The organism is Brooklawnia sp. (assembly GCF_049651565.1).
GTDB lineage: Bacteria > Actinomycetota > Actinomycetes > Propionibacteriales > Propionibacteriaceae > Brooklawnia.
Genome location: NZ_JBASCI010000288.1, coordinates 1 through 14,412, shown reverse-complemented (window position 1 = coordinate 14,412; position 14,412 = coordinate 1). Strand labels below are relative to the sequence as shown.

13 protein-coding genes are annotated in these 14,412 nt (G+C 68.3%); 10 read left to right on the top strand and 3 right to left on the bottom strand.

Features of this window, described 5'->3' with window-relative positions; translation table 11 throughout:
* Nucleotides 1-350: 350 nt before the first annotated feature.
* Nucleotides 351-2,222 (top strand): translational GTPase TypA, encoded by a 1,872-nt coding sequence (typA, locus tag WBL05_RS14235; protein ID WP_424226869.1) that lies wholly within the window; start codon nt 351-353, stop codon nt 2,220-2,222.
* 372 nt (nt 2,223-2,594) lie between these two features.
* Here the strand turns inward: typA and WBL05_RS14230 are convergent, their stop codons facing one another.
* The 3 genes from WBL05_RS14230 to WBL05_RS14220 are packed head-to-tail and all read right to left on the bottom strand — an operon-like array spanning nt 2,595 to nt 4,151.
* Nucleotides 2,595-3,521 carry a YgfZ/GcvT domain-containing protein gene (locus WBL05_RS14230; RefSeq protein WP_424226867.1) on the bottom strand — a complete coding sequence of 309 codons (927 nt, stop codon included), beginning with the start codon at nt 3,519-3,521 and terminating at the stop codon, nt 2,595-2,597.
* On the bottom strand, nt 3,518-4,015 hold the full coding sequence (locus WBL05_RS14225) for an FABP family protein (protein WP_424226866.1): 498 nt from the start codon (nt 4,013-4,015) through the stop codon (nt 3,518-3,520). The genes WBL05_RS14230 and WBL05_RS14225 overlap by 4 nt, the downstream gene beginning before the upstream one ends.
* Nucleotides 3,987-4,151: a hypothetical protein gene (locus tag WBL05_RS14220; RefSeq protein ID WP_424226865.1), complete on the bottom strand. Its 165-nt coding sequence runs from the start codon at nt 4,149-4,151 to the stop codon at nt 3,987-3,989. Before WBL05_RS14220 ends, WBL05_RS14225 begins: the two co-directional genes overlap by 29 nt.
* 708 nt (nt 4,152-4,859) lie before the next feature.
* Here WBL05_RS14220 and dtd point away from each other — a divergent pair.
* The 9 genes from dtd (at nt 4,860) to pstB (ending at nt 14,288) form a co-directional block, all read left to right on the top strand.
* The gene (gene dtd, locus WBL05_RS14215) at nt 4,860-5,312 is read left to right on the top strand and encodes a D-aminoacyl-tRNA deacylase (protein WP_424226863.1); all 453 of its coding nucleotides are present in this window, start codon (nt 4,860-4,862) and stop codon (nt 5,310-5,312) included.
* 55 nt (nt 5,313-5,367) lie between these two features.
* On the top strand, nt 5,368-6,018 hold the full coding sequence (locus WBL05_RS14210; protein ID WP_424226861.1) for a winged helix-turn-helix domain-containing protein: 651 nt from the start codon (nt 5,368-5,370) through the stop codon (nt 6,016-6,018).
* A gap of 55 nt (nt 6,019-6,073) precedes the next feature.
* Nucleotides 6,074-6,961 carry a mycothiol synthase gene (gene mshD / locus WBL05_RS14205; protein WP_424226860.1) on the top strand — a complete coding sequence of 296 codons (888 nt, stop codon included), beginning with the start codon at nt 6,074-6,076 and terminating at the stop codon, nt 6,959-6,961.
* Nucleotides 6,961-9,081 carry an RNA degradosome polyphosphate kinase gene (locus WBL05_RS14200; protein WP_424226859.1) on the top strand — a complete coding sequence of 707 codons (2,121 nt, stop codon included), beginning with the start codon at nt 6,961-6,963 and terminating at the stop codon, nt 9,079-9,081. Before mshD ends, WBL05_RS14200 begins: the two co-directional genes overlap by 1 nt.
* A gap of 1 nt (nt 9,082) precedes the next feature.
* On the top strand, nt 9,083-9,964 hold the full coding sequence (locus tag WBL05_RS14195) for an NUDIX hydrolase (RefSeq protein ID WP_424226857.1): 882 nt from the start codon (nt 9,083-9,085) through the stop codon (nt 9,962-9,964).
* A 163-nt stretch (nt 9,965-10,127) separates the two neighbouring features.
* Nucleotides 10,128-11,231, top strand: a complete 1,104-nt coding sequence (gene pstS / locus WBL05_RS14190; RefSeq protein ID WP_424226855.1) for a phosphate ABC transporter substrate-binding protein PstS — start codon at nt 10,128-10,130, stop codon at nt 11,229-11,231.
* A gap of 111 nt (nt 11,232-11,342) precedes the next feature.
* A complete protein-coding gene (pstC, locus tag WBL05_RS14185) occupies nt 11,343-12,341 on the top strand; it encodes a phosphate ABC transporter permease subunit PstC (protein ID WP_424226854.1) in 999 nt (332 codons plus the stop codon).
* Nucleotides 12,338-13,474, top strand: a complete 1,137-nt coding sequence (gene pstA, locus WBL05_RS14180; protein WP_424226852.1) for a phosphate ABC transporter permease PstA — start codon at nt 12,338-12,340, stop codon at nt 13,472-13,474. Before pstC ends, pstA begins: the two co-directional genes overlap by 4 nt.
* A 34-nt stretch (nt 13,475-13,508) precedes the next feature.
* Entirely contained in the window at nt 13,509-14,288 is a 780-nt protein-coding gene (gene pstB / locus WBL05_RS14175; RefSeq protein WP_424226851.1) for a phosphate ABC transporter ATP-binding protein PstB, read from the top strand.
* Nucleotides 14,289-14,412 lie beyond the last annotated feature (124 nt).

Genomic DNA, 14,412 nt, shown 5'->3' with positions numbered 1-14,412 from the left:
CCGGCCATCGACTCCGCATCGAACAGATCCCGCTGATCCCGCGATCGCCCCTGCACACGACCAAGGCTCCCGCACCCGGCCCCACCACCCGGGCACAGACACGCACTTGTTCAGCAGTCTCCTAGAGCCTGTTGCGTTTTCGGCGCGCCGTGCGGGGCCGGGGCGCAGGGTGCGAGCCGGGGAGCCGAGGCTGGAGCGCCGGGGAGCTCATGCAGCCGAGCCGGGAACCGGTGGGGAGGACCAACAGCGCGCAGCCTGGCCGGGCGCCCCCGGTGCTGGCATCACGCCGGGCTTTGACCGCGGCGTACACTCACTGGGCCAGCCGAGAACGCCACACCACCGGGAGCCCGATGCCCATTCGATCCGACATCCGAAACGTTGCGATCATCGCCCACGTCGACCATGGCAAAACCACCCTGGTGGACGCCATGCTCTGGCAGTCCGGAGCCTTCCGGGAGGGCGCCGACATCGACAACCGGGTGATGGACTCGATGGATCTCGAGCGCGAGAAGGGCATCACGATCCTGGCCAAGAACACCGCGGTGCGGCACACCATGGCGGACGGCGAGGAACTGCTGGTCAACATCATCGACACGCCGGGCCACGCCGACTTCGGCGGCGAGGTCGAGCGCGGCATCGAGATGGTCGACGGGGTCGTGCTGCTGGTGGACGCCTCGGAAGGTCCGCTACCGCAGACCAGGTTCGTGCTGCGCAAGGCGCTGGCCAAGCAGCTGCCCATCATCCTGGTGATCAACAAGGTCGACCGACCGGACGCCCGGATCGACGCCGTGGTCGAGGAGACCTACGAACTCTTTCTCGACCTGGTGGAGGACGACCAGACCGGTGCGCTGGACTTCCCGATCATCTACGCCTCGGCCAAGGCCGGCCGGGCGTCCCGCAACCAGCCCGCCGACGGGGAGTTCCCCGACCAGGCCGACCTGGAGTCGCTGTTCGAGACCATCCGCAGCCACATCCCCGCCCCCACCTACACCGAGGGCGCGCCGCTGCAGGCCCACGTCACCAACCTGGATTCGTCGCCCTACCTGGGACGGCTGGCACTGTGCCGGGTGGTGGCCGGCAACATCCGGCGGGGGCAGCAGGTCGCCTGGTGCCGGCGCGACGGCTCGATCAAGAACGTCAAGCTGTCCGAGCTGCTGATCACCCGCGCGCTCGACCGGGTACCGGTCGACCAGGCCGGCCCGGGCGACATCATCGTGGTCGCCGGGATCCCCGAAATCAACATCGGTGAAACCCTCGCCGACCCCGACGACCCCCGGCCGCTGCCGCTGATACACGTCGACGAGCCGAGCATCTCGATGACCATCGGCATCAACACCTCGCCGCTGGCGGGCCGCTCGGGCAAGCACCTGACCGCCCGGCTGGTGAAGAACCGGCTCGATCAGGAGCTGGTCGGCAACGTGTCGATCCGGGTGCTGCCCACCGAGCGTCCCGACACCTGGGAGGTGCAGGGCCGCGGCGAGCTGCAGCTGGCGGTGCTGGTCGAGATGATGCGACGGGAGGGTTTCGAGCTCACGGTCGGCAAACCCGAGGTGGTCACCCGGCAGATCGACGGCGTACTGCACGAGCCGACCGAGCGGCTGACCATCGACGTCCCTGAGGAACACCTGGGCACCGTCACCGAACTGCTCGGCACCCGCAAGGGCCAACTCGCATTGCTGACCAACCACGGCACCGGCTGGGTGCGGATGGAGTACGTCCTGCCCTCCCGCGGGCTGATCGGTTTTCGCACCGAGTTCCTGACCGCGACCCGCGGCACCGGGATCATGAACCACATCTTCGCGGGTTACCAGCCGTGGGCCGGCGAGATGCGTAACCGCGCGACCGGGTCGCTGGTGGCCGACCGGCAAGGACTGGTTTCCAGCTACGCGCTGTTCAACCTGCAGGAGCGGGGAACGCTGTTCGTCTCCCCCGGTGACCAGACCTATGAGGGGATGGTGGTCGGCGAGAACGCCCGTCCCGACGACATGGACGTCAACCCGACCAAGGAGAAACACCTGACCAACGTGCGGTCCTCAACAGCCGACGAACTGGAACGACTGATCCCGCCGCGCAAGATGAGCCTCGAGCAGTCCCTGGAGTACTGTGCCGCGGACGAGTGCCTGGAGGTCACCCCCGCGATCATCAGGGTGCGCAAGGTCGTGCTCAGCGCGCACGACCGGGCCAGGGCGCGGACCCGCGCCAAGGCCGCCGCGCAGGGCTGAGCTGCCTGGCTCTGACCGGGGTTCCACTCACACCGGCACCGCGCCACCGGCGAACCCGCATCGGACGCTTCGTGGCCTGCGCTGACCCGAAGGGGTTCGGTTGGGGATGCTCACGGCATTGCGCGCGATCGTGTACTCCGATGACGCCACCGCGACCCGGGCGTTCTTCAACGCAGTCCTGCAGTGGCGATTCGTCTGACAAGGGTGAGCGAGGGGACGTTGGAACTTTCACCGGCCACCAAGGGCATCGCACCGCTCACAATCACTGGTGCAGGATCTTCCCCCGCAGGCTGACAGGAGCCCGGATTGCTGCGGCCGCCAGGTCACCGATAGCAGATCCCTACCACCGGCCAGGACGCCGCGGCCTTCCCGTCACAACCTCGGACGGAAGTGCTCGCCCACCTCGGGGTCGACCAGCACTTCCTGGGACGCGGCGATGCCGCCGACGTCCAGGGTGGCATCCACGGGCACCGAACGCTTGACCAGCGCCAGGCCGATCGGGCCCAGTTCGTGGTGCTGCGCGCCGGAGCTGAGCGTCCCTACCGCGCGGTCGTCATTGATGATGGCGGCGCCGGGCGTCGGCAGGTCACCGTCGAACAGCAGCCGCACCAACCGCCGCGGCGGGCGGCCCAGGTTGTGCACGCGGGCGACGGTTTCCTGGCCGCGGTAGCAGCCCTTGTCAAGTGCGGTGCCGAACAGCCCGATCTCGTTGGGCAGGGTTCTGGCATCGGTGTCGATGCCGACCCGCGGCACCCCGGCGGCGATCCGGAGCGCCTCGTGCGCCCACTGCCCGGCCGGGGCTGCGTCAGGTCCGGCGTCCCCAGCCAGCAGCACCTCGCGGCCACCCGCCACCTTGGACGGGCTGGCCACCACCGATCCATCAGGGTCGGCCACTCTGGAGCCGAGCCACCACAGGTGCACGTCGTCCCGGGCCGCAAGTTCGACCGGCGTCCAGAACTTCATCGACTCCAGAAAGCCGAGCAGCGCCTGGCGGGCTCCGGGCTCGGTCCAGCACCAGGCGGTCTGGCCGTCGTCGACCACCGTGAAGCCGTGCTCGACGTGCCCGTTCGGCGACAGCAGCAGCGCATCGGCCGCCTGGCCGGGCCGCAGTTGGTCGAGCGCCTGGCTGGTCAGGGTGTGCAACCAGCTCAGCCGCTGGTCACCAGTCAGCGTGAAGACCTCGCGGTTGGTCAGCCCGACCGCGGCCGAGCCGGCCTCCATGGCGCGCTGCTCACCCAGCGGATCGCCGAAGTGCCACGCCATCCCGACGTCCAGGCCATCGGTCACATCAACCCTCATGCCCGCACCAGCCTCCCCCACATGTAGGACTGCATCTCGACATCGGCGGTGGCCCGGTCGAAGGCCCACATCAGCTCGCCGTCGACGTTGCCGTAGAGCCGGTGCCCACCGGTGTACGGCAGGGCTGCGGTCTGGGTGCGGGCCACCAGATCGGTGGTCAGCTCGATCCGGGCGCCCTGCAGCGCGCCGACCCAGACCTCCACCCAACCCTCCGGGCTGGTCATCACCACTTCGAGCTTGCCGTCGCCGGCCGGACGCCAGAACCCGGTCTCCATCGCCAGCGGTGCCGCCGGTTGCCCATCGGGGTCCAGCGTCCAGGTCTGCGAGAGGTAGTGTAGAAAGGGGCCCCGGTTGGTGGCGAAGTCGATCTGCTGACCGAACTCGAAGTCCCCGACCCCCGGCCAGTTGCCGTGGCCGTTGCCCTCCCAGCGCCCGATCAGCCAGGCCATCGGGGTCAGCGCAGTGTCAAGCTCGGCGGGAATCTCGAATGGCACGTCTGCTCCTGTCAGCTTGTTCAGTGTCGTGCGGTGTCCGCGACACGGTGGCCAGGATCTGCCACAGCACGACCAGCGCAGCGATGCCGATCTGGACGGCCACGCCGGCCAGCGCGTAGACGGTGAACTGGGCCACCGGTCAAGCCTAACCGAGCCACCGAAAACGGCCGTGCGCGCTGCATTGCCGCGTGTGCCGGGTGTCCGAGGGCGGGCGGTCGGGGTGGGCCGGGTGTCCGGGGAGTCGGGCCGCTCGGGCCCCTACCCTCCACGCACAACGCGGAGGTCGTGCAGCATAGTCGCTACGCGTTCTTCCGCAGCGTTGCCCTCGGATGTAATCGGCCTGACTCCAGCCTGGCCCCAGAAGCAACCCTTCCCTCCGCGCGACTCCAATCGAGCCCGCGGCAGGCACTGCTCTCACTCCTCCACCGCTACTGCCTGGGCGGAATTTCCGGTTTTGGCACCCTCAAACCGAGTTACATCGATTCAATCGCCGCAGACGGCGTTCCAGCGTGCCAGAACCGGAATCCTGGTCCTGCACCACGTCCTCCGACGGCCACCCGCACCTGCAGCTCCGGCTCTTCTGGACCCGGTTTGGGCTGAGGATCCGCTGGCGGCCCTGGCCGGGGCGCCTTGTGGCTGCCGTCACATCAAGTGCCGGCCGCATCGCGCACTTGAGTCCCCCAGGGACGGCATAGTGCACGCCCAGCGCCCTCAAGGCGAGCAATTACCCACCCCAGGGCCGGCATAGTCCACGCCCAACGCCCTCAAAGCGCGGGCAGTCCCGCCACGGGGGCTGATCGCGACCGACCGGGATGCCGCGGGCAGGTGCGTAAGGTGTGGTGCCATGCGAATCGTGCTGCAGCGGGCCAGCTCCTGCCGGGTCGTCGTCGACGGCGAGGTCACCGGGCAACTGACCAGGCCCGGACTGGTCGCCCTGGTCGGGATCACCCACGACGACACCGAACAGGTCGCCCAGCGGATGGCCGAGAAGACCTGGTCGTTGCGGATCTTCGAGGGCGAACTGTCCGCCTCCGACCTGGCCGCGCCGATCCTGGTGGTCAGCCAGTTCACCCTCTACGCCGACACCCGCAAGGGACGCCGGCCGTCCTGGAACGCCGCCGCGCCCGGCCCGGTCAGCGAACCGCTGGTGGACGCCTACGCCGCCGCCCTGGCCGAACTCGGTGCCGAGGTGTCCGCCGGGGTCTTCGGCGCCCACATGCAGGTGGAGTTGGTGAACGACGGGCCGGTGACGATCATCCTCGACTCCGATCAATGGGGTCGCCGTCCCGGGCGTTAACCCAGGCGATGGGTATCCTGAACCAGTAATCCGCGGGCAGCAGAAGGTGGACAGCATGGCGCAGATCGTGTTCGTCACACCGCGGGGCACTCCGGTCGGCCCACCCCCTGCCATGGAACTGCTGTCCCACAAGCTGATCCACGTCACCGGCGGGGACGCCGTCGCCGAGCACGCCAGCCAGGTCAGCCTGGTGCTGGTGGACGCCCGGACCGACCTGGTCGCGGCCCGCACTGCCTGCCTGGTGATCCACGCCGGCGCCGACCTGCCGGTGCTGCTGCTGGTGCCGGCAGCCGGGTTGTCGGTGGTCGGGGTCGACTGGCGAATGGACGACTTCGTGCTGGCCGACGCCGAGCCGGCCGAGTTCGAGGCCCGCATCAGGTTGCTGCTGCAGGCCGAACCGGTGACCAAGACCCTCAGCGCCGGCCCGGTGGTGGTCGATGAGGACGCCTACTTCGCCACCGTCGGCGGGCAGCCGCTCGACCTCACCTACACCGAGTTCGAACTGCTCAAGTACCTGGTCGCCCATCCCGGCCGGGTGCTCACCCGCGAGCAACTGCTCAGCGAGGTGTGGGGGTACGACTACTTCGGGGGCGCCCGCACCGTCGACGTCCACATCAGGCGGCTGCGGGCCAAGCTCGGGCCAGAGTACGACGCCTGGATCGGCACCGTCCGCAACGTCGGTTACCGGTTCGGCGCGAACCGCTGACCCAAAGGCTGCCGTGCAACGCTTCCGCGGCCGGGTTGGTGGGTATTGTCGTGCGATGATCACCGAGCACACCGCCCTGTCCGAACAGCAACGCGAAGCCGTGCTCGCCCTGGCCGAGCGCGTTGCGGCCGCCGATCGGGTCAGCCCGCTGAACGAGGCGGCGCAACTGGCGCTCGCCGACCAGGGCAGCGGCGACGTCATCCACTGGCTGGTGGAGGCCGATGACGCGCTGATCGGCTACGCCCAGCTCGACCGCCGTGACGGCAGCGTCCAGTTGTTCATCACCCCCAAGCGGCGTCGCAAGGGCTTCGGGCAGCAACTGGCCCAGCAGGTGATGAAGTCAGGCCTCGCCAGAACCTGGTGGGCGTTCGGCGACCGGCCGCCTGCCCGGGCGTTCGCCAACTCGCTCGGCCTGGAAGTGGTTCGTGGGCTGCTGGTCATGACGCTCGACCCCACCGACCGTGACGAGGACGAGCCGGCCGAGCCGCCGCCGGGGGTCAGCATCGACCACTTCCGGGACGCCGACCTGGAGCGGCTGGTCGAGGTGAACGCCGCAGCCTTCGCCAACCACCCCGAGCAGGGCGCCCTGACCGTCGACGACTTCCGGGCCCGGATGGCATCCGACTGGTTCCGCCCCGACGACCTGCTGGTGGCCCGCGACGTCACCGGCGAACTGGTGGGCTACCACTGGACGAAACTCACCACTGTCGACGGCAAGACCCGCGGTGAGGTCTACGTGCTCGGCGTCGACCCAAGCCAGGCCCGTCGTGGCACTGGCCGGGCACTGCTGGACGCCGGTATCATTCACATGCGTTCCCGGGGGGCGTCACTCATCGACCTGTATGTAGAGGCGTCCAGTGAGCGCGTCGTGGCCATGTACCGAACCGCCGGTTTCGAGGTCACCAACATCGATGTCGCCTACGGTCCAGTCGAGGAGCTTTGATGGACGTCCAATCCGCCGCACCGATCGTGGCGGCCGCCGCCCCAGGCGCGGACGCCCGGCTGCCCGAGGGCAGGTACTCCGATCGGGAGTTGAGCTGGTTGGCGTTCAACAACCGCGTACTCGACCTCGCCAAGGACGCCTTGCGCGTCCCGCTGCTGGAGCGCGCCAAGTTCCTGGCGATCTTCTCGTCCAACCTGGACGAGTTCTTCATGGTGCGGGTCGCCGGCCTGCAGCGGCGCATCGACGCCGGGGTGGCGGTGCCCTCCAACGCCGGCATCCTGCCGCGTGAGCTGCACGACGCCATCCTGACCCGGACCGCCGAGTTGGTGGCCGACCAGTCCCGGGTCTTCAGCGAGGACGTGCGACCGGCGCTGGAGTCCGAGGGCATCCGCATCCTGCGCTGGCACCAGTTGACCGAGACCGAGCAGCACCGCATGCACCAACTGTTCAGTGAGCGCATCTTCCCGGTGCTGACTCCGCTGGCGGTCGACCCCAGCCACCCGTTCCCCTACATCTCCGGGTTGTCGCTGAACCTGGCGGTGCTGCTGCGCCACCCCACCACCGGTGGCCGCCAGTTCGCCCGGGTGAAGGTGCCCGCCATCCTGTCCCGGTTCGTCGCGCTCGGCGAGGGCCGGTTCATCCCGCTGGAGGAGGTGATCATCCAGCACCTCGACGAGATCTTCAGCGGCATGCAGGTGCTCACCCACACCGTCTTCCGGGTCACCCGCAACGAGGACGTCGAGATCGAGGAGGACGACGCCGAGAACATCCTGTTCGCCCTCGAGAAGGAACTGCTCAGCCGCAAGGTCGGGCGTCCGCCGGTGCGGCTGGAGGTGGAGGACAGCATCGAGCCGGAGATGCTCAGCCTGCTGATGAGCGAACTGGACATCTCGCCGAAGGAGGTCTTCCGGCTCTCCCCACCGCTCGACCTGACCGGCCTGTTCGCCCTGACCAGCATCGACCGCGAGGACCTCAGCTACCCGGGCTTCCTGCCCAAGACCCATCCGGACCTGGCGCTCGGCATCGAGACCAGCCAGCCGGCCGACATCTTCACCGCGCTGCGCAAGAAGGACGTGCTGGTCCAGCACCCCTACGACTCTTTCGCGACCAGCGTCCAGCGGCTGGTCGAACAGGCCGCCGCCGACCCGCAGGTGCTGGCCATCAAGCAGACTCTGTACCGCACCAGCGGTGACTCGCCGATCGTGGACGCCCTGATTGAGGCGGCGATGGCCGGCAAGCAGGTGCTGGCGCTGGTCGAGATCAAGGCCCGCTTCGACGAGCAGGCCAACATCGCCTGGGCGCGCAAGCTGGAGAAGTACGGCGTCCACGTGGTGTACGGCATGGTCGGGCTGAAGACCCACTGCAAGCTGATGCTGGTGGTGCGGGACGAACCGGACGGCCTGCGCCGTTACGCCCACGTCGGCACCGGCAACTACAACCCGAAGACCGCCCGGCAGTACGAGGACATGGGGTTGCTGACCTGCAACCCGATAATCACCGACGACGTGGCCAGGTTGTTCAACCACCTGTCCGGGATGACCCAGGAGACCAACTACCGCCGGCTGCTGGTCGCGCCCGAGGGCATCCGCAGGGGCCTGATCAGCAACATCGAACGCGAGATCACCAACCACCGGGCCGGTCTGCCGGCGCGGATCCGGATCAAGGTGAACTCGGTGGTCGACGAGGCGATCATCGACTCCCTGTACCGCGCCTCGATGGCCGGGGTGCCGGTCGACATGTGGGTGCGCGGCATCTGCGCGATCCGGCCGGGGGTTCCGGGGCTCAGCGAGAACATCCGGGTGCACTCCATCCTGGGTCGGTTCCTGGAGCATTCCCGGATCTTCTGGTTCGAGAACGGGGGTCGGCCGGTGGTGGGAATCGGCAGCGCCGACCTGATGCACCGCAACCTGGACCGCCGGGTCGAGGCGATAGTCTCCATCACGAACAGAGGGCACATCGCGCAGATAAACGAGTTGTTCGAGTTGGCCTTCGACGACCAGACCGTGACCTGGCGACTGACCGACCGGGACTGGACGCCGGTCACCACCGACGCCGAGGGCAAGCCGCTGCGCGACATCCAGGAGTACTTGATCGAGCGGGTCTCGACGCGGAGGCATTGACATGGCAGGCGGGATCATCAGCGCCAGCGGCGCGGTCGTGCTGAGAGGGCCGGACGACGAGCGCGAGGTGCTCGTGGTGCATCGTCCCGCCTACGACGACTGGAGTCTGCCCAAGGGCAAGGTGGGTACTGACGAGTACCTCGCCGTCACCGCGGCCCGCGAGGTGGCCGAGGAGACCGGCTACCGCGTCCGGTTGCTGCGCAACCTGCCGCCAACCAGCTACCAGGTGGCGGGCCGGCCGAAGACGGTGCACTGGTGGCTTGCCGAGCCGGCCGCTGACGAACCAGGCCCACTGGAGGGTGAATCAGACGCGGCCGAATGGTGGCCGGTGCAGCGCGCCATCGCCCGGCTGACCTATCCCGACGATGCAGCAACCATCGTGGCCGCCCTGCGCCAGCCGGACGCCGCCCCGCTGCTGGTGGTTCGGCACGCCAAGGCGATGAACCGCAAGCAGTGGCAGGGCCGTGATGCTGATCGCCGGCTCACCGAACGCGGTCGCCGGCAGGCGAAGGCACTGGTCGCGCTGTTCGAGGCGTTCGGTGTGACCGAACTGGCCAGCTCCAGTTCGACCAGGTGCATGCGGACGCTGATCCCCTACGCCGAGCATGCCGGTCTGGAGGTGCGGTCGATTCCGGCGCTGAGCGAAGAGGCGGCCGAGGCCGACCCGAACGGGGTGGTGCAGGCGATGGCCCACCTGCGGTCGGCGATGCAGGACGCGTCCGGCGCGATGGTCATCTGCGGACACCGCCCGGTGCTGCCCGCGATGTTCGACTTCCTGGGGGTGGCGCCCGTCCGAACGCTGAAGCCCGCCGAGGTGGTCGTCGTCCACCCGGGTGAGCAGGGGCAGCAGCGGCAAACGCACCACATTCCGCCTGTGCTGTGAGGTTTGCGGGGACGAATGGCCGAGCCGACCCGCAACGTCCCCGATCTGTTCACCGTCCGTTCACTTGGCACTGGTGGTTGTGTCACTGACCTGCCCTACGTTCGGTGTCGAAGGATCCTATTGGGTCCACCCGAAACAGGACACAATCCCTGGAGGAAACGAAGTGAAGACTTTGCGCACGGGCGCCGCCCTGGCAGCCGTCGCCGCCCTGACCCTCACCGCTTGCGGCGGTGGCTCAGGCTCGAGCGACGCCACCGCGACTGACGCCACCACCGCCGCAGCCGGCGGCCTCAGCGGCACGTTGCAGGGCATCGGCGCCTCCTCGATGCGCGCCGCCCAGGAGGTCTGGCGGGCCGGCTTCCAGACCGCGAACCCGGAAGTCACTGTCAACTACTCCCCCGACGGCTCGGGCGCGGGCCGCACCGCGTTCATGGACGGCGCCGCCGACTTCGCCGGCTCCGACCGGGCTTTGAACGACGAGGAGATGGCCGGCGCGTTCTCGCACTGCGCCGAAGGCACCCAGGCGATCAACCTGCCGGTCTACATCTCGCCGATCGCCATCATCTACAACCTCGACGGCGTCGAGGAACTGAACCTGAGCGCCGAACTGGTGGCTCGGATCTTCCGCGGCGAGATCACCAACTGGAACGACCCGGCCATCGCCGAACTGAACCCGGACGCCACCCTGCCCGACCTGGGCATCACCCCGGTGCACCGCTCGGACAACTCCGGCACCACCGAGAACTTCACCGAGACGCTCGGCCAGGTCGCCCCGGAAGTCTGGACCGACGAGGCCGACGGCGAGTGGCCCGAGGGTCTCGGCGGTGAGGCTGCGGCCCAGACCACCGGCGTGGTCGCCGCCGTCCAGAACGGCACCGGCACCATCGGCTACGCCGACACCTCCGGCATCCCGGAGTCCATGACGGTCGCAAACTACTCGCTGGACGGCCGCACCGACCTGGTCGGCCCGACCGCTGAGGCCGCCGCCCAGATCGTCGGCGCCTCGGAGAAGGTCGAGGGCCGCGCCGACAACGACTGGTCGCTCGAACTCGACCGCACCGCGGCCGGCTACCCGTTCGTCCTGGTCGCCTACTCAATCGCCTGCGAGCAGTACGCCGACCCCGCCACCGGCGAACTGGTCGGCGCGTACCTGAGCTACGTCGCCTCCGAGGACGGCCAGCAGGCCGCCGTTCCGCAGGCCGGCAACGCCCCGCTCGCCGGGGAACTGGCCGAGAACGTGCGTCAGGCTGCTGCGGCGATCAAGTGACCCTAGGCTGACCACTGATCAACAACACCACCAGGTGCGCCCCGGGTCGAGCCACGGCCCGGGGCGGGCATCGGTCCGGAACCAAGCAACTTGACTGAAGCGGAGAACCGTATGTCAGCACAGCAATCGGAGGCCCTGGACACCGGGCCTGATGTGCCTGACCAATCACTGACCAGCTCGCGCGCTCACCTGGGTGACGGCATCTTCAAGGGCGTCTCGATCGGGTCCGGTGTGCTCATCCTCGCCATCCTGGCCGCCGTGGCCGCCTTCCTGATCATCCAGGCCGTTCCCGCCTTCATCGGCGATCCGGAGGAGATGCAGTTCGGCAGCACCTGGTCGTACGTCGCGCCCTACCTGTTCGGCACCATCTGGTCGTCCTTCCTGGCGCTGCTCTTCGCGGTGCCGGTGGCGGTCGGGATCGCGCTCTACATCTCGCACTACGCGCCCAGGCGGCTCGCCACCCCGGTGGCCTTCGTGATCGACCTACTGGCGGCGGTGCCGTCGGTGGTCTTCGGCCTGTGGGGCATCAATGTGATGGCCCCGGCGATGGTGCCCCTCTACCAGTGGCTGAACACCTACCTCGGGTTCATCCCGTTGTTCGGCGGCGATGTCTCGGGCACCGGCCGTACCATGCTGACCGCAGCGCTGGTGCTGGCGATCATGATCCTGCCGATCATCACCGCGCTGTCGCGTGAGGTCTTCCTGCGCACCCCCGGCCTGCAGGAGGAGGCCTCGATGGCGCTGGGTGCCACAAAGTGGGAGATGATCCGCCAGGTGGTGATCCCGTTCGGCCGGTCCGGCATCGTGTCGGCCGCCATGCTCGGCCTTGGTCGCGCCCTCGGCGAGACGATGGCGGTGGCGATGGTGCTGTCGGGCGGCCGGACGATCACATTCCAGCTGCTCAGCTCGCAGAACCCGAACACCATCGCGTCCAACATCGCGCTGGCCTTCCCCGAGGCAGACCGGCACGCGGTGCCGCAACTGATCGCGACCGGCCTGGTGTTGTTCGTCATCACGTTCCTGGTGAACATGGCCGGCCGCGCGATCACCGGCGGCAAGTTCCGTCCGGTGTTCAACGCCGCCCGGGCAGGCAAGGAGGACTCCGAATGAGCCAGCGAGTCACCGACGCCCCCCGGCCGGACGCCGACCGGACGCCGTCCTCCGCTGCGGCCGCCTACCTGCGGGCCGGCAGCCAGGACCTCACTGCCGGGCAGTTGCCGAAGTTCACCGACATCTCGCTGCTGGTCATCATGGTCGGAGTCGCGGCCGCGCTGCTCGCGCTGTTCGGCAGCCTCAACCTGGCCGGCGCGGTGGTGCTGGGAGTGGTGCTGTTCCTGGTCACGATCTTCGCGCTGTCGTACAGCGTCGAGGGCCAGCGCCGGGCGGTCGACCGGCTGGCCCGGTACGTCATCCTCGGCGCGTTCATCGTCGCGCTGGTACCGCTGGCGTCCCTGCTGTTCGAGGTGGTCAGCAGCGGCCTGCCGCGGTTCGACTGGCAGTACTTCACCGAGACCAAGCGCAATGTGATCGGGGAGGGCGGCGGCGCCGCGCACGCCATCATGGGCACGCTGATCGTCACCGGCATCGCGACCCTGATCTCGGTACCGATCGGCCTGTTCACCGCGATCTACCTGGTGGAGTACGGCGGCGGCTGGTTGAAGCGGCTGATCACCTTCCTGGTCGATGTGATGACCGGCATCCCCTCGATCGTCGCCGGCCTGTTCGCCTACGCACTGTTCTCGACACTGCTCGGCCCGGGCTCGAAGTCGGGCCTGGCGGGGGCGATCTCGCTGACCGTGCTGATGATCCCCTACGTGGTGCGCAACTCCGAGGAGATCATCCGGCTGGTTCCCAACACGCTGCGCGAGGCGTCCTTCGCGCTCGGGGTGACCAGGTGGCGCACGATCGTCAAGGTGGTGCTGCCGACCTCGATCTCGGGCATCGTCTCGGGTGTGATCCTGGCCATCGCCCGCATCATCGGCGAGACCGCGCCGCTGCTGGTGACCATGGGGTTCACCAACTCGATGAACACCAACCCGCTGCCCACCGGCGGCAACGGTGTCAACCCGATGACTGCCCTGCCCGTCTTTGTCTACTACGAATACACTCGACCGGGACGCCCACAGCAGGCCTTCTTCGACCGGGCCTGGACCGGCGCGCTGATCCTCGTCCTGATCGTCATGGTCCTGAACATCATCGGCCGGCTGGTCGCGAAGAAATTCGCCCCGAAGATCAATCGCTGAGAGCTCTCGCAAGGAAGAAAGCGAAACAAGGCAAATGGCCAAGCGCATGGAGTTGAAGAACCTCAACATCTACTACGGCGATTTCATGGCCGTGGAGGGGATCGACATGGTGATCGAACCCCGGGCCGTCACCGCGTTCATCGGGCCCTCGGGCTGCGGCAAGTCGACCGTGCTGCGCACGCTTGACCGGATGCTGGAGCTGACGCCCGGCGGACGGGTCGAGGGTCAGGTGATGCTGGACGAGCAGGACATCTACGCGCCCAACGTAGACCCGGTCCGGGTGCGCCAGCAGGTTGGCATGGTCTTCCAGCAGCCCAACCCGTTCCCCACCATGAGCATCCGCGACAACGTGCTGGCCGGCATCCAGCTGAACGCCCGCCGGATGCCCAAAGCGCAGAAGGACGAGATCGTCGAGAGTTCACTGCGCGGGGCGAACCTGTGGGAGGAAGTGAAGGACCGGCTCGAGTCCCCCGGTAACGGGTTGTCGGGTGGCCAGCAGCAGCGGCTCTGCATCGCCCGTGCGATCGCCATCCAGCCCGAGGTGCTGTTGATGGATGAGCCGTGCTCGGCGCTGGATCCGATCTCCACCCTCGCCATCGAGGACCTGATCCAGGAACTCAAGGAGAACTACACCGTCGTCATCGTGACCCACAACATGCAGCAGGCATCGCGGGTCTCCGACAAGACCGGCTTCTTCAACATCGAGGGCACCGGCAAACCCGGCCACCTGATCGAGTTCGACCTGACCGAGAAGATCTTCACCAACCCGTCACAGAAGGACACTGAGCGCTACATCACCGGCCAGTTCGGCTGATCGGCGGCCCAGCGGGACGCGTGGTGCCGCGCCGCGTGGCTGGGCGGCTCGTCGGTTGGCGTCATCCGCAGGACGCCGGGGTTGGGCCCGGAGGCTCCGCGCTCTGGGCCCGGCTCGTAGGCCC